Genomic DNA, 22,253 nt, shown 5'->3' with positions numbered 1-22,253 from the left:
CGCTTGTGAGGGAATGACCCGCCAACGGGCCTTTGAACCATGGATCGCGCCGTTGGGCATCGCACCAGCCGAAGCTGAGCTCCCGACGCCAGTGCGTTTGCATTGCAGGAGAAACCAATGACAAAAAAACCAACCAATGGGCATGCGCCCGCCAGCAACGGCGCTCGCCGCCACCTCCGCTCGCAGGAATGGTTCAACAATCCGCATAATCCGGGCATGACGGCGCTCTATATGGAGCGCTACCTGAATTACGGCCTCACCCGGGCCGAGCTTCAGTCCGGCAAGCCGATCATCGGCATCGCCCAGACCGGCAACGACCTTTCACCCTGCAACCGCCACCATATCGAGCTGGCGCACCGCGTCCGCGAAGGCATCCGCGAGGCCGGCGGCATTGCGATGGAATTCCCGACCCATCCGATCCAGGAGACCGGCAAGCGCCCGACCGCGGCGCTCGACCGCAACCTCGCCTATCTCGGCCTCGTCGAGATCCTCTACGGCTATCCGCTCGACGGCGTGGTGCTGACCACCGGCTGCGACAAGACCACGCCTGCCTGCATGATGGCTGCGGCGACCGTGAACCTGCCCGCGATCGTGCTGTCGGGCGGCCCGATGCTGAACGGCTGGCATGCCGGCGAGCGCACCGGCTCCGGCACCATCGTCTGGAAGTCGCGCGAGCGGCTCGCCGCCGGCGAGATCGACTATGAAGAATTCATGGAGATCGTGGCGTCCTCGGCGCCGTCGGTCGGCCATTGCAACACCATGGGCACCGCCTCGACCATGAACGGGCTTGCCGAAGCGCTCGGCTTCTCGCTGCCGGGCTGCGCGGCGATCCCCGCCCCCTATCGCGAGCGCGGCCAGATCGCCTACGAGACCGGCAAGCGCGCCGTCGAGATGGTCTGGGAAGACCTCAAGCCGTCGGACATCCTGACCCGCAAGGCGTTCGAGAACTGCATCGTGATCAACTCGGCGATCGGCGGCTCGACCAACGCGCCGATCCACATCAACGCGCTGGCCCGCCACATCGGCGTCGAGCTCTCGATCGACGACTGGCAGAAATTCGGCCACGACGTGCCGCTGCTGGTCAACATGCAGCCGGCCGGCTTCTATCTCGGCGAGGAATTCCACCGCGCCGGCGGCGTGCCGGCCGTGGTGCGCGAGCTGATGAAGCACAAGCGCATCCACGAGGACGCGGTCACGGTGAACGGCCGCGGCATCGGCGAGAACTGCGCCAATGCGCCCGCGCCCGACAATGACGTGATCCGGGCCTACGACAAGCCGCTGGTGAAGGACGCCGGCTTCCTGGTCCTGAAGGGCAATTTGTTCGATTCCGCGATCATGAAGACCAGCGTGATCTCCAAGGAATTCCGCGACCGCTATCTCAGCAACCCGAAGGACCCTGGCGCATTCGAGGGCCGCGCCATCGTGTTCGAGGGCCCGGAGGATTATCACGAGCGGATCGACGATCCTTCACTCGACATCGACGAGAATTGCATGCTGTTCGTCCGCGGCACCGGCCCGATCGGCTACCCCGGTGGCGCCGAGGTCGTGAACATGCAGCCGCCGGCTGCGCTGATCAAACGCGGCATTCTCGCCCTGCCCTGCATCGGCGACGGCCGCCAGTCCGGCACCTCGGGCTCGCCGTCGATCCTGAACGCCTCGCCGGAAGCTGCCGCCAATGGCGGGCTCGCGATCCTCAAGACCGGCGACAAGGTACGCATCGACCTCAACAAGGGCAGCGCCAATATTCTCATTTCGGACGACGAGGTGAAGAAGCGCCACGCCGAGCTGATGGCCAATGGCGGCTTCAAGCATCCGGCGAACCAGACGCCGTGGCAGGAGATCTACCGCAACACGGTGGGCCAGCAATCGACCGGCGCATGCATGGAGCTCGCCACAAGGTATCAGAACGTCGCCGGCACGTTTGGTGTCGCCAGAGACAATCACTAACAGCCACGTCGTCATTGCGAGCGAAGCGAAGCAATCCAGAGATATCTCCAAGGAGACAGTCTGGATTGCTTCGTCGCAACAGTGCAAAATTGCTGCGCAATTTTGTCACGAGCACCTCGCAATGACGAGCCGATAGACAAATTCAAGCCAAGGAGAAAAACAACATGGCAGACCGCCTCAAGGGAAAGCGCGCCGTCGTCACGGCTGCAGCGGCAGGCATCGGGCGCGCATGCGCCATCGCATTCGCGCGTGAAGGCGCAACCGTCATCGCCACCGACATCAACGAGGCCGGCATCGCGGGCCTGACCAAGGAAGGCATCGCCGAGGTCGCCAAGCTCGACGTCCGCAACACCGCCGACGTCAACGCCTTCGCCAAGCGCGTCGGCAAGGTCGACATCCTGCTCAACGCGGCGGGCTTCGTGCATCACGGCACCATCCTGGAGTGCTCGGAAGAGGATTTTGACTTCTCGTTCGACCTGAACGTCAAGTCGATGCACCGGACCATCCGGGCCTTCCTGCCCGAGATGCTGGCGGGCGGCGGCGGCAGCATCGTCAACATCTCGTCCTGCGCGGCGCTGCGGCCGCCGGCCAACCGCTACGTCTACAGTGCGTCGAAGGCCGCGGTGTCGCTGCTGACGCGCGCGGTCGCGCTCGACTTCATCACCAAGGGCATCCGCTGCAACAGCATCTGCCCCGGCACCGTCGAGACGCCCTCGATGCTCGACCGCGCCGCCGCCCAGGGGCCGCAGGGCAAGGAGATGTTCGTCTCCCGCCAGAAGATGGGCCGGCTCGGCACCGCCGACGAAATCGCATCCATGGCGGTCTATCTCGGCAGCGACGAAAGCGCATTCACCACCGGCGTCGACCTTGTCGTCGACGGCGGCTACATGCTCTGATCGCTCCTCATCCTGAGGAGGCGCGACAGCGCCCTCTCGAGGGATGGGCCACGGGCTTATGGTTCGAGGCGCGCGCAAGTGCGCGCTCCTCACCATGAGGGATAGACAAGGGAGTTCTCGATGAACAAGATCGATCTCAACGGCCGCATTGCCGTCGTCACCGGCGGCGCGCAGGGCTTTGGCCGTGCCATCACCCGGCGTTTCATCGACTCCGGCGCCAAGGTCGCGATCTGGGATTTCGACTCGGCTCTCGCCGAGAAGACCGCGAATGAAGTCGGCGGCGAGACAAAAGTCTTCAAGGTCGACGTCACCGACCCCGCCGCCGTCGAGCAGGCGCGCGATGCCACGCTTGCCGCCTTCGGCAAGATCGACATCCTCGTCAACAATGCCGGCATCGCCGGCGTCAACAAGCCGGTCTGGGAGACCGATCTCGAGGAGTGGCGCAAGGTCCTGCGCATCAATCTCGACGGCCCTTTCATCGTCTGCAAGGCGATCGTGCCGACGATGCTCAAGCAGAAATACGGGCGGATCGTGAACATCGCCTCGATCGCCGGCAAGGAAGGCAATCCCAACGCCTCGCATTACTCGGCCTCCAAGGCCGGACTGATCGCGCTGACGAAATCGCTCGGCAAGGAATTGGCGGCACATGACATCCTCGTGAATGCGGTGACGCCGGCCGCGGCGAAGACCGCGATCTTCGACCAGATGACGCAGCAGCATATCGACTTCATGCTGTCGAAAATCCCCAAGGCACGCTTCGTGCTGGTGGAAGAGCTCGCCGCGATGGTGAGCTGGCTCGCATCCCAAGATTGTGCCTTCTCCACCGGCGCGGTGTTTGATATTTCCGGCGGACGGGCGACCTACTGAAGCTTTGGCCGCCCCTTGAAGGGGTGGACCATGCGGCTTGGACGTCGGGATTTTGGGCGTCGGGATTTCGTGAAGCTCGCAGCGGGCGCAGGCGCGCTGCCGCTGCTGTCGCGGGTTGCGCCCGCGCAACTGGCGCCCAGCCCGCCGAGCATCCGCCCGCCCTCGCCGGCCGAGCGCGGCGCCATGGCGCGGCTCGCGCGCAGCTTCATGGACAAATACGACGTGCCGGCGCTGTCCTTTGCGATCGGCTATGCCGGCACTGTTGTCCACGAGGACGCCTTCGGTCTTGCCGATCGCGAGCGGAACGAGGCCGTGACGCCGCGGCATCTGTTCCGGATCGCCAGCGTCAGCAAGATGATCACCTCGGTCACGATCTTCCGCCTGATCGAGGAGAACCGCCTCAAGCTCACGGATCGCGTGTTCGGCCCCGGTGCACTGCTCGGCACCGATTACGGGTCACCGCCCTACCCTGCCGGCATCGACCAGATCACGCTCGAGCATCTGCTGACGCACGCCGCCGGCGGCTGGAGCAACGACAACCGCGATCCCATGTTCACGCATCCGCGGATGGATCATGCCGAGCTGATCGCCTGGACGCTCGCCAACCGGCCGCTGGACCGGCCGCCGGGCCAGCACTACGCTTATTCCAATTTCGGCTATTGCGTGCTGGGCCGCGTGATCGAGAAGCTCACCGGCCAGGCCTATGCCGAGCACGTCCGCACCGAGGTGCTGGCGCGCTGCGGCGTCACCGACATGAGCGTCGCCGGCAACACGCGCGAGCAGCGCCAGGCCGGCGAAGTCGTCTATTACGGTCAGGCCGAAAATCCCTACAGCATGAATGTCCGGCGGATGGATTCCCATGGTGGCTGGATCGCGACGCCGGCGGATCTGGTTCAGTTCCTGATGCATGTCGACGGCTACACGAGGCCCGCGGACATCCTGCGGCCGCGCACCATAGAGGTCATGACCACCGCGCCCAGTTACAGCCCGAACTACGCCAAGGGCTTCTGTGTCAACAAATTCGACAATTGGTGGCACAATGGCAGCCTGCCGGGCACGAGCACGATTGCCGTGCGCACCCATGGCGGCTTCTGCTGGGCCGCCTTCACCAACACCAGACGCGGGAATTCCAACATGGATGGCGATCTCGACAATCTCAACTGGAGCATGGCGCGCCAGGTCGGCGAATGGCGGGTGGCCTGAGCCATGATCCGCGAAGGTGGATGCTTGTGCGGCGCGGTGCGGTTCAAGGCGGAGGGTGAGCCGCTCAACGTCCGCATCTGCCATTGCCGCCTGTGCCAGAAGGCGATGGGCTCACCCTATTTTGCTCGCGCGCAATTCGATCAACGCGCGCTGACCGTCGAGGGCGACACCGGCCGCTATGCCTCGTCCGAGAACATCGATCGCGTGTTCTGCAAGCGCTGCGGCACGCGCCTGTTCTCCTGGCGGCGCAACGGCACGCTGGCGGGCGTTTCGCTCACGACCTTCGACGATCGCAACGCCTTCGCGCCGACCGAGCACATCTGGGTCTCGGAGAAGGTCGCATGGCTGAAGCTCGACGACGGCCTGACGCAATATCAGGGCACCATCCCGGCGTGACGTCAGGCTTGCCCTGACGCAGGCACTCTCGCCGCCTGGGCGCGCCGTCCCGTCGTCGTCGCGATCCAGATCCCGGCAAACACCGCGACGATGCCGGCCGCCAGATTCCAGTGCAGCGGCTCGTTCAGCAGCCAGGCGCCGACCAGCGAGGCCGTGATCGGGTTGACCGTCACCGAGATCGCGACGCGCGTCGGCGTGGTCCGCTCCAGCGCGAAGGCCCAGAGATAGAAGGTCAGCGCTGCGCCAAAGGCGCCGAGATAGAAAGCCGCTAGCCATTGCGGCGCGCCGAAGCCGGCGACGGGCGCAAAACTGCCGCGGACATACGAGAGCAGGATGAGGCAGGCCGCCCCGGCCGCCATGCTCATGGTCGTGAAGGCGATCGGGCCGGAGCGCCGGATCAGCGGCTTCGACCAGATGCCGTACAGCGCCATGCACAGCGCGGCCGCCATCATCAGGAGATCGCCGCGCCAGGCGCCGGATGGTGCCGAGGTCAGGTCGGAGAGCAGCGCGACGGCAACGCCAAATGTCGCGATCACGACACCGATCGATTTGCGCCAGCTCAGGGCTTCGGCGCCGAGCGCGGCGCCGATCACGAGCGACAGCAGCGGAAGCGTCGACAAGGCGAGCGCGCCGCGCGCGGCGGTCGTGAAGATCAGCGATGCGTTGAACAGGATCGGAAACAGCGCAAAGAACAGGATGCCGAGCCCGGTCGCGGCGGCCCAGTCCCCTCGCCCCGGCCAGCGGTCACCGCGGAGCAGCGTGAGGGGTAACAGCAGCAAGAAGCCGATGCCGAACCGGAACGAGCCGATCGCCAGCGGATCGAGGCTGCCCACCAGATAGCGCGTGGCGCCGATCGAGGTGCCGCCGAGGCCGCTCGACAGCACCGCGGCCAGAACGCCGGAGATTTCGCCCACACTCCCTCCCTTGACGAGCCCTGAACGCAGCATACGAGGCGCGCCGAAACAGGGAATGGAGTTTCCGTCATGCTGGGATAAGTTTTCGTCATGACCACGCCTGTTCTCGATCCCGATCTGCTGAAGGCCTTTCTCGCCGTCGCCGAGCATCGCTCGTTCACGCGCGCAGCCCAATTGCTCAACCGGACCCAGTCGGCGGTCAGCGTCCAGATCAGGCGACTGGAAGAGCGGATCGGCACCAAGCTGTTTCAGCGCACCAGGGCCGGCGTCGCGCTGACCGCGGCGGGCGATGAGCTCCTCGTTTATGCGAGGCGGCTTCTCGACCTCAATGCAGAGGCGATCGATGTGCTCCGCGCACGCAAGCGCGACGCCGTGGTCCGCCTCGGCGTGATGGACGATTACGGCACGATCGTCATTCCGCCCTTGCTGGCGCGCTTTGCCCAAAACCATCCGGAGATCCGGGTCGAGATCGAGACCGGCCTGACCGCGACGATGCCGGCTCGGCGAGGCCTATGACCTCGTCATCGCCATGCATCCGGAAGGACGCGGCGATGGCGAACTGCTCCGACGCGAGCAGGCGGTCTGGGCTGCGGCCAGGACGTATCGAGCCGAAGCACAGGACACGCTGCCCGTCGCGCTCTACCCGCCGGGCTGCCTGTTCCGGCAATGGGCCGCGGACGCCCTCGATGCCGCCGGCCGGCCCTGGCGCCTTGCCTTCGTCAGTCGGACCCTTGCGGCGGTGGAAGCGATCGCGGCGGAGGGCCTTGCGATCACGGTCGTGAAGGCCGGCACCCTGCCCTCCCGCCTGCGCGCCCTGTCGAACGGCCTGCCGCCGCTGCCGGCTGCCGACATCCGCCTGCACCGCGCGCGCAACCTGTCGCAGCCGGCGGCGCTGCTGGCGGATCATTTACGGCTTGGGATTTCGGAACCCGCGTCCCATATCCTGACCTGACGCGTTGCCCCATCACCGGATCGGCCGGGTTGGCTGCAAGGCCACGAGGCACAAACCGGGACGGACGAGCCGTGAACATTTCCCTCTATGAGCTTTCCGTATGGGTGCTACCGCTGCTGCTCGCCATCACCTTCCACGAGGCCGCGCACGCTTTCGTCGCGTACCGTCTCGGTGACAACACGGCCTGGCAGCTCGGCCGCGTCAGCTTCAACCCTATCAAGCATATCGATCCGTTCGGCACCCTGATCCTGCCGGCGATGCTGCTGTTCGCGCACTCGCCGTTCCTATTCGGCTATGCCAAGCCGGTTCCCGTCAATTTCCGCAAGCTCAACCATCCCAGGCTCGACATGGTCTGGGTGGCCCTTGCCGGACCCGCCACCAACATCCTGCTGGCGCTCGCGGCGGCTCTTGCCCTGCATGCCCTGCCCCTAGCACCGGCGGCCTCGGCCCAGTGGATCTTCGACAACCTCAAGAATGCGCTGGTGATCAACGCGGTGCTGGCGGTGTTCAACATGATGCCGATCCCGCCGCTCGACGGCGGGCGCGTCGCGGTCGGGCTGTTGCCTCGGGCCCTCGCCATGCCGCTGGCCCGGCTCGAGCCATTCGGGATGCTGATCCTGATTGGTCTTCTGATCCTGCTGCCGCTCGCGGGCTCGCAGTTCGGTCTAAATCTTGATGTTATTTCAGGAATACTGCGAACGTTGACCGGTTATGTGATTCAGGCTGTTCTCTTCCTGACCGGCAACGCGTAGTTCAACAGAACACCCGAACATAAGCCGAAGGGCTCGAGGCCGACTTGGTCAAAGCTGCCGATATGCTGATCGCGCGACGCGCGGACACCCGCGCCCGCGCCGATTTTGCCACCTGGAAGATGATGGCCAAGCTCAACGGGGCCTCCGCGCTGCCTGCCGAGGCGCAGGAGTTCCTGGTCAGCTACAAGAACCTACTGGCGCGGATGAGCGAGGGCGAGGCCACCGAGGCCACGATCGGCGCGATCTACAAGGCCTACTATGCCGAGATGGGCGGCGCGGGAACTCCGCCCGACGTCCGCACCCGTCCGCCCGAGCCGGCGGCGGACAATGTTACCGCTTTCCGCCGCCCGCCTCCGAAACCGACGAAGACGGCCTCCTTCACGGCGGCGTTTAGCGGAGCCCAGAAACGGCCGCTCCCGGTGGCGCTGATCTTCGTCTGCCTGGTCGTGGTCTATGTCGGGATCCGGCTCTACTGGCGCTGAGCCGATTTCTTCTTTTTCTTCTCGTCCGGCGGCGTGAAGATGATGTCGACGGTCCGCTCGAACCGGTCTTCGGTCAGTCCGGCCGGGGGCTGCGGGATGGGATCGGACTTGCGGACAATCGAGAGCGCGGCCGCATCGTAGGCCACATCCCCCGATGACTCCACGACGTCGACGGACAGCACATTGCCCCTGCGGTTGATCGCGAAGCTGACCTTCACCTTCTGATTATTGGGCTGCTTGCCCTCCGGGTTGACCTTGTGGGCCGTGAGGTGCGCGCTGATCTTGCGATTCCAGTCGGTCGTAATCCTGAGGATGTCCTTGCCGAGGCCAAGCACCGGCGCCAGGGCCTTCTCGGCCTCGCGCGCGTCCTCGTCGAGGGTCTGCCGCGCCGTTGCAACCGACTGCGGCGAAGCCTCGGCAGCGGGTGTCTCGACCGCCGCGATCTTGGGATCCTCGTCCTGCGGCTTCTTCGAGATGTTTTCGGTGACGACCCGATCGGGATCGTCGACCTGTTGCGACTGGTCCTTTGGAAGCTCGGTTTCCTTGGTCTCGGCCTTTTGCTCGGGAAGCGCCTGCTGCTCCTGCATCGCTTCGCTGTCCGGTCCCGGCGGAAGGTCGGTCTCAGGCGCCTTGGGCGAGGCCATTTCGACGGCGAACTCCGCGCCGGACGCGCCCAGGCCATCGTCGTCGTCATCGGTCCGCAGATGGGCCAGGGCGAGCGCGGCCCCGCCCAGATGGAGCGCGAGCGCCGCCACCGCTGCCAAAATCCAGAGCTTCCGGGATGGTCTGGCTTCGTCCGACATCGTGCGCCTCTAAGGCTGACCGGCGCCTGCCGCGGGCGCTCCGGGAGCGCCCTCCAGCGCAACCAGCTTCACCCGGGAATAGCCGCCTGAGCGCAAGAGCTCCATGACACTCATCAATTCGCCATAAGGCACCGAGCGATCGGCGCGCAGGAAGACATACTTGTCCTTGCTCATGTCGGACAGGCCGTCGAGGGTCCCGATCAACTCGGCGCGGTGGACCGGGTTCTCGCCGATCGCAAGCGTCAGGTCGGGCTTGATGCTGAGATAGGTCGGCTTGTCCGGCTTCTTCTGCGGAGTCGCGCTCGAGGTCGGCAGATCGATCGGCAGGTCGACCGTGGAGAGCGGAGCTGCGACCATGAAGATGATCAGCAGCACCAGGATGACGTCGATGAACGGCGTGACGTTGATGTCATGCGTCTCGCCGAAATCGTCGTCGTCATCATTGTCTGCGAGCGAAACGCCCATGGTTCACTCCGCCGCGCGCGAATGCGCGCTGCCGTGGCTGCGGTCGAGATCGCGCGAGAGCAGCCGCGCCGCCGCGCCCGAGGCACGGCTGACGAGCTCGAGATAGCTTTTCGTCATGCGCGAGAAGTGGTTGTAGATGATGACGGCGGGAATGGCGGCGACGAGGCCGATCGCGGTCGCAAGCAGCGCCTCGGCGATGCCGGGCGCGACGACGGCGAGGTTCGTGGTCTGCGACTTCGAGATGCCGATGAAGCTGTTCATGATGCCCCAGACCGTGCCGAACAGGCCGACGAAGGGCGACGTGGAGCCGATGGTCGCGAGCACACCCATGCCGACGCGGATGCGCCGTGCCTCCGCGCGCACGATTTCGGAAAAGCTCGAGGCCGCGCGCTCCTTGATGCCGGCATCGCTGGACAGGCCGGCCGACATCCGCGCCTCACGCAGCGCTGCCGCCAGGAAGGACGGCAGAATGCCCTGCTTGGCGCCGAGCGCCATCTGCGCTTCCGCGAGCGAGCGCGCCTCCGAGATCTTCTTCAGTGCCGAACGAAGCTTGCCGGACGCGACCGACAGCTCGATCGACTTGGCGATCAGGACGGTCCAGGTCATCAGCGATGCAAAGGCAAGCCCGATCATCACCGCCTTCACGATGACGTCCGCCGACATGAACATCACCCAGGGGGACAGCTCCTTCATGGCCGGCGCGATGGCGGCCGCGTCGGGCTTCGCCGCAGGCGCCACCACCGCCGGAGCGGCAGCCGGAGCCGGGCTGGCGGTGGCCGGCTGAGCCGTCGCCTGTGCCGGTGCAGGTGCCGCCGGCGGGGTCTGTGTCTGGGCAGAAACAGGGGATACGAGCCAGGCGGCCGCCAGCATCAAGGCGGCGGCAAGGCTTGCTTGGAAGGACATGATCTTCATACTTCGGCCCAGTAGCGAATGAGGTTGTGATAGATACCCGTCAATTTGACCGTTTCGGGATCGTCACGCCCGAGCCGTTCCACCAGCGCCTGTATCGCGGTGTCGAGGTCAAAGATCATGCTCCGGGCTTGATCGTCCCGTATCATGCTCTGAAGCCAGAAGAAAGACGCAACCCGCGTCCCCCTCGTCACCGGCGTGACGAGATGGAGGCTGGTCGAGGGATAGAGCACGCAGTCCCCGGCTTGCAACTTCACTTCGTGCGAACCGTAGGTGTCCTCGATCACAAGTTCGCCACCGTCATACTCTTCCGGCTCGGCCAGGAACAGCGTGACAGACAGGTCTGTGCGGATGCGAAGGCCGGTCAGGCGGTCGCCGCGGATCGCATTGTCGACATGCAGCCCGAAATGATGGCCGCTGTTCGCCGCATAGCGGTTGAACAGCGGCGGGAAGATCTGCAGTGGGATCGCCGCTGCCAGGAAACGCGGGTTCGACGTCAACGCCGAGATGATGCGGTTGCCGAGCTTGCGCGCGACCTCGCTGTCAGGCGGCAACTGCTCATTGCGCTTGACCATTGCTGACTGCGCGCCCGCGGTGGAACGGCCGTCTTCCCATTCGCTGGCGTCCATGATGCGGCGGAATTCCGCCACATCATCCTTGCTCAGGACGCCGTCTATGCATGTCAGCATGGCACCTCGTCGTTACTCCATCAGTAGCGCGCCGAGATCACCAGATAGGCGGCGCGTCCCGGTGCTTCCAGCACGAAGGGCGCGGCGCTCTGGTACAGCGCGTCATAGTAGCGTTTGTCGAAAATGTTGTTCACGAACAGCTTCAACTGCCAGTTCTTGTTGATCTTGGCTTCCGCGAACACATCGAAGCGCCAGTAGCTCGGAAGCGACGTGCCTGCGTTGGCCGCAAGCAACGAGCCACCGTAGATCTTCGAGCGGTAGACGGCCTGCCCGCCCAGTTCCCAGATATCGTTGAACTGGTACTTCGACAGCATGCTGAACGACTGATGGGCAACGTTGGCCAGAGGAAGCCCGACATTGGTGGTGTAGAGAAGCGGCGCGGGCATGTTCGCGGGCTTCACGTTGGACGCCGTAACCTCCGACTGCATCAGGACGAGACCGCCGAACACACTCCATTTGTCGGTGATCTTGCCGCTCACGCCGAGATCGATGCCGCGAATACGATAAGCGGAACCTGCGGTGATACACGATATGTTGCCGGTCGTGCCGGCGGGATAGACGCATCCCAACGCGGACGCCGTGGCCACACTATTGACGTTCTGTGCCTCGCGCGCATTGTCCTTGGTGGTCTGAAACAGCGCAGCCGTCAGGAGCAGGTGGCGGTCGAACAGCTCCCACTTGGTGCCGAGTTCGATGGCCGTGTTCTTCTCCGGCCCGAAGATCTGATTGTTGCCGCCGGCCAGAGCGGGATTGACGCCGCCATACGCGGTGCTGGTGCCGTCGAACTCGGCGCCCACCGGGTTCGCTGAGGTCGCGTAGGCCACGTACACGCTGCCGTTTGGCGCCGGCTTCAAGGTCAAACCGAGATTGAAGTTGGGAATCAGGAAGTTTGCCGATTGCTGCTTGAGAGCGTTGCCCGCCCCGTATGCAGACGTATCGAGGTTGTAGTTGTCGTAGCGGAAGCCGCCATTGAGGATCAGGAGGTCACGATAGTTCGCACTGTCCATGACGTAGCCGCTGACAGTGTCGATGCCGATCTTGGCCGGCAGACCGGCCAGTGCGAGCGCCTTCCCGGGCAAGAACGTGTCCTGAGGGAAGAAGACGCTGACACCTGTCGGCGAGCCGCCTGGAGTGATCGGAACTCCGTTCCCTTCCGAGGTGAGCCCGAGATACTTGTCGATCGACGACCGCTCGCGATCGACTTCGATCCCGGCCAGCGCGGTGTGCTTGAAGCCGGCCCAGTCCTGGAACTTGTAGGTCGCTTCCGTCTGGTTGGCGAGCACGTCAGTGATCTGGAGACGGCTCTGCGGATTCATCGTGAGCGTCGAATTCGAAAGCGGGTTGGCGATCACCGGCTGCTCAGGCAGCGTTCCGACATAGTTCTGGGTCGAACGAGATACGCGGAACTTGTTGCTGACCATCAAGTCGGGCGTGATCTGCACTTCCGCGTTTAACGAGCCGATGTCCTGGCCGGTCCGGTAGAAGTCGCGGTTGATCTGGCCATACCAGTTGTTGCGGTTGGAGCCGAAGTCCGGGAACGGCCCACCGGCGGTCGTTGCCGTGCTCGGCCGGTAGTAGGGCACGCCGAAGTCCGGCACGCCGGTCAACTCGGTGTGGATGTAACCCCCGGTCACCCTGATCGTGTCGGTCGGCTTCCAGGTCGTGGCGACGAACGCGCCGTTGCGATTATCCTTGACGAAATCGCGACCGGCGACATCGGCGTCCTGGAACAGACCGCCGGCACGAACGGCCAGCGTCGGGTTGATCACCTGGTTGACGTCGAGCACCACACGCTTGGTCTGGTCGGTGCCAAACGTCGTGTCCATGTTGTAGAAACTGTTCTGCGTCGTCGCCTGCTTGGTGACGATGTTGATCGCACCACCGGCGACACCGCGGCCCGCGAAAGTTGAGCCCGGACCACGCAGAATTTCGACCTGCTCGGTGAAGAAGTTTTCACGGACGCTGACGCCCGCGTCGCGCACGCCGTCGATGAAGATGTCGTTGCGGGCATCGAAGCCGCGAATGAAGAAGCGGTCACCGAAGGCATTGCCGCCCTCACCCGTTCCGAGCGTCACGCCTGCCGTGCTCAGGATCGCCTGCTTCAGCGTCGTGGCGTTCTTGTCCGCGAGCACATCCTTTGTAAGCACGGTGATCGATTTTGGCGTGTTGAGGATTGGCTCAGGGAATTTACCCGACGCTTGCACTCGGGTGGCCATATAAGGCGCGGCGGGATTTGCGTACGGATCACGATCGGCAGGACCAGGGCTCGGATTGGCGACAGGCGCTTGTGCGGCCTGCTGCCGCTGCGCCGCGCGCCGCAGCGCGTTGCGCGCGCGAATCTGATCGGCGGTGGGCTTCGAAGCGGTCGGACGCGGACGCTGCTGAGGCGCATCGACGTTCACGGGGGGCAGATTGGTCTGCTGCGCCTGTGCGCCGGTCGAGACCGTCGCGACCGCGATCAGACTGGCGACCGTGGACACAGTCTTGCCGGTCGCAGTGTCGAAATTGTTGCCGAAGGATTTCCGATCCGCGACCGAACGCAACGATCGCGGTGTCTTCATCATGCCCATCACACGCCCCACAGTGCTTATGCTTCCATTGGTCGCGTTGCGACAACGCGACGCATTGGTGCTATCGGGCGTGTTCATGGGGGTCAACGCGATCTCTGCAACACTCCGTTTGAATCCGACCATTTCAAAGCAATTCTAAACTCGGTTGAGTGCGCCGCAGTTTTAAATGGTTCTAAACTTGAACCGTTCTAATCTGGACATTGATCGCTGCGATCTTCGTACCGCATCAACCTTCGAGCTGATGCGCTTCGTCGATGCAGAAACGCGAACGATGGGGCGGTGCTATCGGTCGGAGAAAAGCAGGTCAATGCGATTGATCTGCCTGCACATTTGAATTCATCCAGATCGGACTCGGTGCAGATTTCAATCTGGAAACATGGGCGCATGCGAGAGCTGCGCAGGCGCGAGCAGCGGCGCCGCTCTCAATCGCTGCTCGGCGGCTTCATCAGCGAGAACAATTCGTCGACGGTTTTCTGCGCGACGGCACGCACACGATCGGAGTTGTCCATGCCGGCGATGTTGACGCCGCTAACGACGGCTTTGATCTCGTCGCGGAAGTCGGTCAGAAATCGCAAGGGATCGCGCTGCTCGTTGGCGACGCGCGCGATCAGTCCCGTGATCAGAATCTGGCACGCGATCAGCTTGCCGTTCAGTTCGTCCATCCTGCGCTCCCGTTGTGGCGGGGCCGATATGACCGATGCCGGATTTCCTGACAACCGAAACGCCGTGCAGGCGAATTAGAACCGTTCTCACGGGAGTTGTTTCCGGCTCACTTCGCAGCGCTGCCGGGGCGCCCTTGCGGACAGCTCTGCAGGCCGCCCACACCGGCTCCGGGCATTGCCCAAGATTTGCGCGCGGATCGTTCGCGCCGGGAAAATGCAGCACTGCACACCGTAGTGTCACGGAGCTGCCTAGACAGTGCAAAGCTTTCCAATTGTTTAGGATTCCGAACCGATAGTGCTGTTTACACTGGAACTTGGCGTGTATTATACAAGCGCGCTGGAACCCTATGATTGCTCCACAATTCGTAGTTTTGGGCGTAAGAGCCAACGAGCCGACATGAAAAAAACACGGCCGATCCTCTGGATTCTGATCATCGCGGCCGTGGCCTCCGCGGGTTACTATGGCTGGCAGAAATTCGGCTCGCCCGAGGCCGGAAAAACCCAGACGGCTCAGAAGGGTCCGGCGCGTCCGCCCGCCATCCCCGTCAGCGTTTCGCCGGTCCAGAAGGCCGACTTTCCGGTTTACCTGACCGGTCTCGGCACGGTTCAGGGCTTCAATACGGTACAGGTCCGGAGCCGGGTTGACGGCCAGATCGACAAGATCGCCTTCAGCGAAGGCCAGATGGTCAAGCAGGACGAGCTTCTGGTCTCGATCGATCCCCGGCCCTATCAAGCCACGCTCGACCAGGCCAAGGCCAAGAAGGCGCAGGACGAGGCGAATCTCGCCAACGCCAACCTCGAGCTCCAGCGCGCCATGAAGCTTGGCGAGTTCGCAACCGCGCAGCGGGTCGACACCCAGCGTTCCACCGTCGCGCAGCTGACCGCCCAGATCGCCGCCGACGAAGCCGCCATCTCCAACGCCCAGACCCAGCTCGACTACACCCAGATCAAGGCGCCGTTCACCGGCGTGGCCGGGCTGCGCCTGGTCGACGTCGGCAACATCGTCAACGCCTCCACGCAGACGGGAATCGTGACGATCTCGCAGGTCGAGCCGATCTCGGTGATCTTCACCGCGCCGGAAGATCAGCTGCCCTATATCAGCGAAGGCCAGAAGGCCGGTGCGCTCAAGGTGATCGCGTTCACCACCGACGGCAAGAAAACGCTGGCCGAGGGCAAGCTCGCGGTCATCAACAACCAGGTCGACACGACCAGCGGGACTATTCGGCTCAAGGCGGTGTTCGACAACAAGGAACACACGCTGTGGCCGGGCCAGTCGGTTTCGACGCGCCTTCTGGTACGCACCCTGAAGGACGCGACCGTGGTTCCGGATGACGCGGTTCAGCATTCGACCAACGGCCTCTACGCCTATACCGTCAATCAGGACAACAAGGCGGAAGTGCACAAGATCAAGGTCAGCTACGCCATCGACGGCCGTTCGGTCGTGGACGAAGGCTTGAGCCCGGGTCAACAGGTGATCACCGGCGGCCAGTTCAAGGTCCAGCCCGGGAGCCTGGTCTCGACGGCCGTAGCAAGCTCGGATCCGAGCCAGAACAAGGTACGACAGGAATGACCGAGGGCGGGATTTCGGCACCTTTCATCCGTTATCCCATCGGCACCTCGCTGCTGATGGCCGGCATTCTGTTCGTCGGTCTCGTCGCCTATCCCCTGCTGCCGGTCGCACCGCTGCCGCAGGTGGACTTCCCGACCATCCAGATCACGGCCAATTTGCCGGGCGGCAGCCCCGAGACGATGGCCTCGTCGGTGGCCCAGCCGCTCGAGCGGCAATTCGCCCAGATCCCCGGCATCGCCCAGATGACCTCGACGAGTTATCTCGGCACCGCCTCGATCACCATCCAGTTCGACCTCAACCGCAGCATCGACGGCGCCGCCAACGATGTGCAGGGCGCCATCAACGCTGCAAGCGGCCAGCTGCCGAAGAACCTGCCCTCGCCGCCGACCTACCGCAAGGTCAACCCGGCCGACGCGCCGATCCTGCTGCTCTCGGCAACATCCGATACTCTGCCGCTGACCACCGTCAGCGATGCCGTCGACGCCCAGCTTGCCCAGCAGATCAGCCAGCTCTCGGGCGTCGCGCAGGTCTTCATCGGCGGCCAGCAGAAGCCCTCCATCCGCATTCAGATCGACCCGGCGAAACTCGTCGCCAAGGGCCTGTCGCTGGAGGACGTGCGCAGCCAGATCGCGATCACCACGGTCGACAGCCCCAAGGGCAATATCGACGGGCCGAAGCGCGCCTACACGATCTACGCCAACGACCAGCTCACCCAGTCCAAGGACTGGAACGACGTCGTCATCGCCTATCGCAATGGCGGTCCGCTTCGAATCCGCGACATCGGACAGGCGGTGAGCGGCGCCGAGGACGCCAAGCAGGCAGCCTGGGCCAACGGCAAGCGTGGCGTGTTCCTGGTGGTGTTCAAGCAGCCGGGCGCCAACGTCATCGAGACCGTCGACCGGATCAAGGCCACCCTGCCCCGCCTCGTCGCGGCGATTCCGCCCGCGATCAAGATCGAGTTGATCAGCGACCGCACCACGACCATCCGCGCCGCGGTCGAGGACGTCCAGTTCACGCTGCTGCTAACCATTGCCCTCGTGGTCATGGTCATCTTCGTCTTCCTGCGCAGCTTCTGGGCGACGGTCATTCCCACCATCACGGTTCCGCTGGCGCTACTGGGCGCGTGCGCCCTGATGTGGGTGGTTGGCTATTCGCTCGACAATCTGTCGCTGATGGCGCTCACCATCGCGGTCGGATTCGTCGTCGACGACGCCATCGTGATGCTCGAGAATATCACGCGCTACATCGAGGAAGGCGAATCGCCCATGGCGGCCGCCTTCAAGGGCTCCAAGGAAATCGGCTTCACCATCGTCTCGATCAGCATCTCGCTGGTCGCGGTGCTGATCCCGCTGCTGCTGATGGGCGGCATCATAGGACGCCTGTTCCGCGAGTTCGCCGTCGTGCTGGCGATGACCATCTTCGTCTCGATGTTCGTGTCGCTAACGCTGACGCCGATGATGGCCTCGCGCTTCCTGCGCGCCCATGGCGAGGTGACCCACGGCAAGTTCTACCAGTGGAGCGAACGCGCCTTCGACGGCATGCTGCGCGGCTACGAGTACGTTCTCGATCATGCCCTGGCCTGGCGCCGCACCACGCTCCTGATCTTCTTCGCCACGCTCGGCCTGTCGATCTATTTGTTCATCCTGATCCCGAAGGGCTTCTTCCCGCAGCAGGACGTCGGCCTGATCACCGCGACATCCGAAGCGTCCCAGGACATCTCCTTCGCCGAGATGCAGCGCCGCCAGGTCGAGCTCGGCAAGATCGTGATGGACGATCCCGACGTCGCCACGATCGCGATGAACATCGGCGGCAGCGGCCGCGCCGGCAACAACGGCAATTTGTTCATCACGCTGAAGCCGCGTAACGAGCGCAATGCGTCGGCGCAGGAGATCATTGCCCGGCTGCGTCCCAAGCTCGAGAAGGTGTCGGGCGCCCGCCTCTACATGCAGGCGGCCCAGGACGTCCGGCTCGGCGGCCGGCCGACGCGCACGCAGTTTGAATTCACGCTACAGGATGCCGATCTCACCGAGCTCAACGACTGGGCGCCGAAAATCCTCGCCAAGATGCAGACGCTGCCGCAGCTGCGCGACGTCGCGACCGACCAGCAGACGCAGGGCACCACGGTCCAGCTCAAGATCAACCGCGACACCGCATCGCGCTACGGCATCCAGCCGCAGCTGATCGACGACACGCTGTATGACGCCTTCGGACAGCGGCAGGTCACGCAATATTTCACCCAGCTCAACACCTACAAGGTGATCCTCGAGATCCTGCCGGAGATGCAGGGCAGTCTCGACAGCCTGAACAAGCTCTATCTGAAATCGCCGCTGACCGGCGACCAGGTGCCGTTGTCGACCTTTGCGACCTGGACCACCGATCCGGTCCGCCCGCTCTCGATCAGCCACCAGGGCCAGTTCCCGGCGATCACGATCAGCTTCAACCTCGCCCAGGGCGTCGCGCTCGGCCAGGCCACCGAGGCCGTGCAGAAGGCGATGGCCGATCTCGGCGCACCCCCGACCCTGAATTCGAGCTTCCAGGGCACCGCGCAGGCGTTCCAGCAGTCGCTCGGCACCGTGCCGCTGCTGATCCTCGCAGCCCTCGTCGTGGTCTATCTGATCCTCGGCATTCTCTACGAGAGCTACATCCACCCGATTACGATTCTGTCGACCCTGCCCTCGGCCGGCGTCGGCGCGCTCCTGATCCTGATGGCGGCCGGCTTCGACTTCAGTTTGATCGCGCTGATCGGAATCATTCTCCTGATCGGCATCGTGAAGAAGAACGGCATCATGATGGTCGACTTCGCCATCGCGGCCGAGCGCGACGAGCACAAGACGCCGGAGGAATCGATCCGTCAGGCCGCGCTGCTGCGCTTCCGGCCGATCATGATGACGACGATGGCCGCCCTGCTCGGCGGCGTGCCGCTGATGCTCGGCCACGGCACCGGCGCCGAGATCCGCCAGCCGCTCGGCTACGCCATGGTCGGCGGCCTGATCGTCAGCCAGGCGCTGACGCTGTTCACCACCCCGGTGGTCTATCTCTATCTCGACGAGCTCAACAACTGGTTCTCGGGCTGGGGCCGTTCGGGTGACGGCAAAGGTCACGAGGCGCCCGAGCACAGCACCGTCAAGCAGGCCGCCGAGTAAGCTTGCACCGCGGCTTCCGCGACGCTACAGCGAGGCCCTCGGTTCACGCCAACGCGGTTTCGCCATGTCCATGCAATCCAGACTTGTCGCCCTCGCCGCCGCCCTTCTGCTGTCGACAGGCGGCGCGTATGCCCAGCAGAGCGCCAAAAAGAACGCCGCTTCCCCTGCACCGGCCGCACAGCCCGCGCCAGCTCCGACCCAGCCGCAGGCTGACGGTGCGCAGCAAGCCGGATGGGTCGTGCGCTGCACCAGCGTCAGCCGCGACGCGCCGCTGGAATGCGCGATGGAGCAGAACGCCGTGCTGACCAAGACCGGTCAGACCATCGTCCTGATCAACATCCGCATCGCGCCCGACACCCGTACGCCGGTGGCGCTGCTGCAATTGCCGCTCGGCCTCAACCTGCCCGTCGGGGCCAAGCTCCAGGTCGACGAGGGCAAGACATTCGACCTTCAGATCCAGACCTGCGAGAACCGCGGCTGCTACGCCTCGACGCCGATCGCGGCGGACCTGCTCGCCGCCTTGCGGTCGGGCAAGCAGCTGAAGGTCTCCTTCCAGAACATGGCCAAGGAGGCGATCGCGATCCCGATGCCGCTGGGCGATTTCGCGGCGGCCTACGACAAGATCAAGTAAGGCCCACACTGTCATCGCCCGCCTTGTGCGCGATTGCGCACTAGGCGGGACATGACACCGGTGCTCGCCGCCCAACCTCCCGTCCCTACTGCCGCGCCATCTGCGCGTTGCCGACGGCATCGCCGTCGAGCTTCTGGTCGTCGTGCATGGTGACGGTGACGCGCAGCAATCGCCCCTCGAACTCGAACGGCGCCTCGTAATGCGACACGGGGCTGCCGCGGTCGCGGCCGATGTCGAGGCCGGACCACGAGATCAGCGTGTGGAAGCCGAGCTGGGTCTGGAGCGACCCCGCCGGCCCGCCGTCGATCAGCAGCGTATATTCGGTGACGCCGGTGCGCGCCCCCTTGGCCGGCGGCTCCTTGCGCACGAGCCGCTCGACATACACGCCGAGCCGCCGCGCGCCTGACGGCACCTTGCGGTCCGACCGCACGATCTGGTGGCTGCCGCCGATGTTGAGGTCGTGCACGAGATGGCCATCCCTGACGTAGAGGCTGTAGCCTGACGTCGCATCGCCATGCGAGATCAGCACGCCATCGGCGCCCTGCCCGTCGATCTCGACATGCGCCTCGATCGTATAGCTGCGGCTGCGCACGTCAGGCGCGACATCGGTCGGCACGTGGCCCATGCCGGCGTGGAAGACGAAATGGTGGCGTGCACCGTGGAAGCGCGCTGCGTTCTCGGCAAAACGCGGCCCGAAACGGTCGTCGAGCGGCAGCACCTTGTGCCTCTCGGCCTCCGCCCACCAGGTCGCGATCATTGCTGCCAGACGCTCCGGCTCCTTTGCGGCGAGATCGTCGGTCTCGGAGAAATCCTGGTCGAGATGAAACAGCTCCCATTTGTCGTTCTCGAACGGCGTGCCCGAGGGATGGAAGGCGACCGCCTTCCAGCCGCCCTGCCAGAGGCCGCGATGGCCGAACATCTCGAAATATTGCGGCGAGCTTTTTGAGGGCGCGGACGCATCCGCGATCGAGCGCGCAAAGCTCTCGCCTTCCAGCGGCATCTGCGGGCACCCCGCGATCGTGCTGGGCGACTCGACGCCGATCAGCTCGAGCAGCGTCGGCGTGAGGTCGCAGGCGTGGACGAACTGGTGCCGCAGCTCGCCTTTGCCTGCGATCGTCTTCGGCCAATTGATGACGAAGGGATCGCGGATGCCGCCGCCATGGGTGTTCTGCTTGTAGCGCCGCAGCGGCGTGTTCGACGCCATCGCCCAGCCATGCGGGAAATTGCTGTGGGTGTCGGGCCCGCCGATGTCGTCGATGCGGCCGAGCTTCTCCGCAATCGGCTCCGGCTTGAAGTTGAACGGCCCCATTGCGTTGACGAAGCCGAGCGGCCCGCCCTCCTGGCTCGCACCGTTGTCGGACATCACGATGATCACGGTGTTGTCGCGAATGCCGGCCGTTTCCAGGAACGAGACAAGTCGTGCAAGATGCCGATCGGAATGATCGAGCATACCGGCGAAGGCCGCCTGCAGGCGGGTGAAGACGCGGCGCTCATCGGTCGAGTGCTCCTCCCACGGCTTCACACCGTCGTTGCGCGCCGGCATCCGCGTTCCCTCAGGCACCAGCCCCATCGCCTTCTGGCGTGCCAGACGCCGTTCGCGCTCGACGTCCCAGCCGTGCGCGAATTCGGCATCATAGCTCATGATGATATCGGCCGGCGCCTGATGCGGCGCGTGGCAGGCGCCAAGTGCGACCCAGGTGAGCCAGGGAACGTCAGGACGGTCAGCGACATGGTCGCCGATGAAGCGGATCGACTGGTCGATCAGATCTTCGGTCAGATGATAGCCGTCCGCATACGTGCCCGGTGGATCGATATGCGTGTTGTCGGAGACGAGCTCCGGCGCGTACTGGTCGGTCTCGGCATCGAGGAAGCCGTAGAAGCGGTCGAAGCCGCGGCCGAGCGGCCAGCCGTCGAACGGGCCGGTGGCTCCGCTTTCGGTCAGCGGCGTGACGTGCCATTTGCCGACCATGTAGTTGCGATAGCCATGGTGGCGCAGCATCTCGGCCAGCGTCCCCGCCTCGCGCGCGATCTTACCGCGGTACCCGGGATAGCCGGAATCGAAATTGGCAAGGCAGCCGACGCCGACCGAGTGATGATTGCGTCCTGTCAGCAGCGCGGCGCGCGTCGTCGAGCACATTGCCGTGGTGTGGAATCCGGAGTAGCGCAGCCCCTCCGCGGCGAGCCGGTCGATGGTCGGCGTCTTGATTGTCGAGCCATAGCAGCCGAAATCGGAGAAGCCGACGTCGTCGAACAGCACGACCAGGATGTTCGGCGCGCCCTCGGGCGGCCTTGGCGCCTCCGGCCACCAGGGTTTCGACTCCGCGACCGTCTTGCCGACGGTGCCGCGGAACGGCGTGCCGCTGTTTGCGCTCATCTGCTCCTCCCGATGTTGCCCGGCGGCT

General features: G+C 64.5%; 20 protein-coding genes. 12 read left to right on the top strand and 8 right to left on the bottom strand.

All coding sequences use genetic code 11. From position 1 onward, the window contains the following. The first annotated feature begins 117 nt into the window (after nucleotides 1-117). The 5 genes from AB7535_RS11185 to AB7535_RS11165 all read left to right on the top strand — a co-directional run bounded on the left by AB7535_RS11185 (nucleotide 118) and on the right by AB7535_RS11165 (nucleotide 5,309). Nucleotides 118-1,947: an IlvD/Edd family dehydratase gene (locus AB7535_RS11185; RefSeq protein ID WP_439036267.1), complete on the top strand. Its 1,830-nt coding sequence runs from the start codon at nucleotides 118-120 to the stop codon at nucleotides 1,945-1,947. A 164-nt stretch (nucleotides 1,948-2,111) separates the two neighbouring features. Continuing rightward, nucleotides 2,112-2,843, top strand: coding sequence for an SDR family oxidoreductase (locus AB7535_RS11180; protein WP_014495988.1), 732 nt, complete (start codon nucleotides 2,112-2,114; stop codon nucleotides 2,841-2,843). Between the two features lie 120 nt (nucleotides 2,844-2,963). Then, complete coding sequence (locus AB7535_RS11175) at nucleotides 2,964-3,710, top strand: SDR family NAD(P)-dependent oxidoreductase (protein WP_014495989.1); 747 nt, start codon at nucleotides 2,964-2,966, stop codon at nucleotides 3,708-3,710. Between the two features lie 69 nt (nucleotides 3,711-3,779). Then, nucleotides 3,780-4,913, top strand: a complete 1,134-nt coding sequence (locus AB7535_RS11170) for a serine hydrolase domain-containing protein (RefSeq protein ID WP_439036266.1) — start codon at nucleotides 3,780-3,782, stop codon at nucleotides 4,911-4,913. A gap of 3 nt (nucleotides 4,914-4,916) precedes the next feature. After that, entirely contained in the window at nucleotides 4,917-5,309 is a 393-nt protein-coding gene (locus AB7535_RS11165) for a GFA family protein (RefSeq protein WP_014495990.1), read from the top strand. A 2-nt stretch (nucleotides 5,310-5,311) separates the two neighbouring features. On the opposite strand, the gene AB7535_RS11160 is transcribed toward AB7535_RS11165, so the two are convergent. Next, nucleotides 5,312-6,223, bottom strand: a complete 912-nt coding sequence (locus AB7535_RS11160; protein WP_085401993.1) for a DMT family transporter — start codon at nucleotides 6,221-6,223, stop codon at nucleotides 5,312-5,314. Nucleotides 6,224-6,313: 90 nt separating this feature from the next. On the opposite strand from AB7535_RS11160, the gene AB7535_RS11155 reads away from it, so the two are divergent. From AB7535_RS11155 to AB7535_RS11140, 4 genes are all read left to right on the top strand, one after another. Beyond that, entirely contained in the window at nucleotides 6,314-6,739 is a 426-nt protein-coding gene (locus tag AB7535_RS11155; RefSeq protein ID WP_439036265.1) for a LysR family transcriptional regulator, read from the top strand. Nucleotides 6,740-6,752: 13 nt separating this feature from the next. Continuing rightward, entirely contained in the window at nucleotides 6,753-7,175 is a 423-nt protein-coding gene (locus AB7535_RS11150; protein ID WP_439036264.1) for a LysR substrate-binding domain-containing protein, read from the top strand. A 71-nt stretch (nucleotides 7,176-7,246) separates the two neighbouring features. Next, nucleotides 7,247-7,927 carry a site-2 protease family protein gene (locus AB7535_RS11145; RefSeq protein ID WP_063983857.1) on the top strand — a complete coding sequence of 227 codons (681 nt, stop codon included), beginning with the start codon at nucleotides 7,247-7,249 and terminating at the stop codon, nucleotides 7,925-7,927. A 62-nt stretch (nucleotides 7,928-7,989) separates the two neighbouring features. Further along, the gene (locus AB7535_RS11140) at nucleotides 7,990-8,409 is read left to right on the top strand and encodes a hypothetical protein (RefSeq protein WP_028146575.1); all 420 of its coding nucleotides are present in this window, start codon (nucleotides 7,990-7,992) and stop codon (nucleotides 8,407-8,409) included. On the opposite strand, the gene AB7535_RS11135 is transcribed toward AB7535_RS11140, so the two are convergent. The 6 genes from AB7535_RS11135 to AB7535_RS11110 all read right to left on the bottom strand — a co-directional run bounded on the left by AB7535_RS11135 (nucleotide 8,397) and on the right by AB7535_RS11110 (nucleotide 14,507). Continuing rightward, nucleotides 8,397-9,212 carry an energy transducer TonB family protein gene (locus AB7535_RS11135; protein ID WP_071914947.1) on the bottom strand — a complete coding sequence of 272 codons (816 nt, stop codon included), beginning with the start codon at nucleotides 9,210-9,212 and terminating at the stop codon, nucleotides 8,397-8,399. The genes AB7535_RS11140 and AB7535_RS11135 overlap by 13 nt on opposite strands. Before the next feature lie 9 nt (nucleotides 9,213-9,221). Continuing rightward, nucleotides 9,222-9,677 (bottom strand): TonB system transport protein ExbD, encoded by a 456-nt coding sequence (gene exbD, locus AB7535_RS11130; protein ID WP_014495997.1) that lies wholly within the window; start codon nucleotides 9,675-9,677, stop codon nucleotides 9,222-9,224. A gap of 3 nt (nucleotides 9,678-9,680) precedes the next feature. Further along, entirely contained in the window at nucleotides 9,681-10,589 is a 909-nt protein-coding gene (gene exbB, locus AB7535_RS11125) for a tonB-system energizer ExbB (RefSeq protein ID WP_085401996.1), read from the bottom strand. Then, entirely contained in the window at nucleotides 10,586-11,275 is a 690-nt protein-coding gene (locus AB7535_RS11120) for a Fe2+-dependent dioxygenase (protein ID WP_028146578.1), read from the bottom strand. Before AB7535_RS11120 ends, exbB begins: the two co-directional genes overlap by 4 nt. 20 nt (nucleotides 11,276-11,295) lie before the next feature. Next, nucleotides 11,296-13,845: a TonB-dependent receptor gene (locus AB7535_RS11115; RefSeq protein ID WP_354117475.1), complete on the bottom strand. Its 2,550-nt coding sequence runs from the start codon at nucleotides 13,843-13,845 to the stop codon at nucleotides 11,296-11,298. A gap of 422 nt (nucleotides 13,846-14,267) precedes the next feature. Further along, nucleotides 14,268-14,507, bottom strand: a complete 240-nt coding sequence (locus AB7535_RS11110) for a hypothetical protein (RefSeq protein WP_071914955.1) — start codon at nucleotides 14,505-14,507, stop codon at nucleotides 14,268-14,270. 397 nt (nucleotides 14,508-14,904) lie between these two features. On the opposite strand from AB7535_RS11110, the gene AB7535_RS11105 reads away from it, so the two are divergent. From AB7535_RS11105 to AB7535_RS11095, 3 genes are all read left to right on the top strand, one after another. Then, nucleotides 14,905-16,077 (top strand): efflux RND transporter periplasmic adaptor subunit, encoded by a 1,173-nt coding sequence (locus AB7535_RS11105; protein WP_071914957.1) that lies wholly within the window; start codon nucleotides 14,905-14,907, stop codon nucleotides 16,075-16,077. Beyond that, nucleotides 16,074-19,220 (top strand): multidrug efflux RND transporter permease subunit, encoded by a 3,147-nt coding sequence (locus AB7535_RS11100; protein ID WP_071914959.1) that lies wholly within the window; start codon nucleotides 16,074-16,076, stop codon nucleotides 19,218-19,220. The genes AB7535_RS11105 and AB7535_RS11100 overlap by 4 nt, the downstream gene beginning before the upstream one ends. Nucleotides 19,221-19,284: 64 nt before the next feature. Further along, a complete protein-coding gene (locus AB7535_RS11095) occupies nucleotides 19,285-19,851 on the top strand; it encodes an invasion associated locus B family protein (RefSeq protein WP_063983864.1) in 567 nt (188 codons plus the stop codon). 85 nt (nucleotides 19,852-19,936) lie between these two features. Here the strand turns inward: AB7535_RS11095 and AB7535_RS11090 are convergent, their stop codons facing one another. Then, nucleotides 19,937-22,225, bottom strand: a complete 2,289-nt coding sequence (locus AB7535_RS11090) for an arylsulfatase (protein WP_439036263.1) — start codon at nucleotides 22,223-22,225, stop codon at nucleotides 19,937-19,939. Between the last annotated feature and the right edge of the window lie 28 nt (nucleotides 22,226-22,253).

Source organism: Bradyrhizobium sp. 956_D2_N1_4, from assembly GCF_052076025.1.
Taxonomy (GTDB): domain Bacteria; phylum Pseudomonadota; class Alphaproteobacteria; order Rhizobiales; family Xanthobacteraceae; genus Bradyrhizobium; species Bradyrhizobium barranii.
This window is presented reverse-complemented; position numbering and strand designations above follow the sequence as displayed.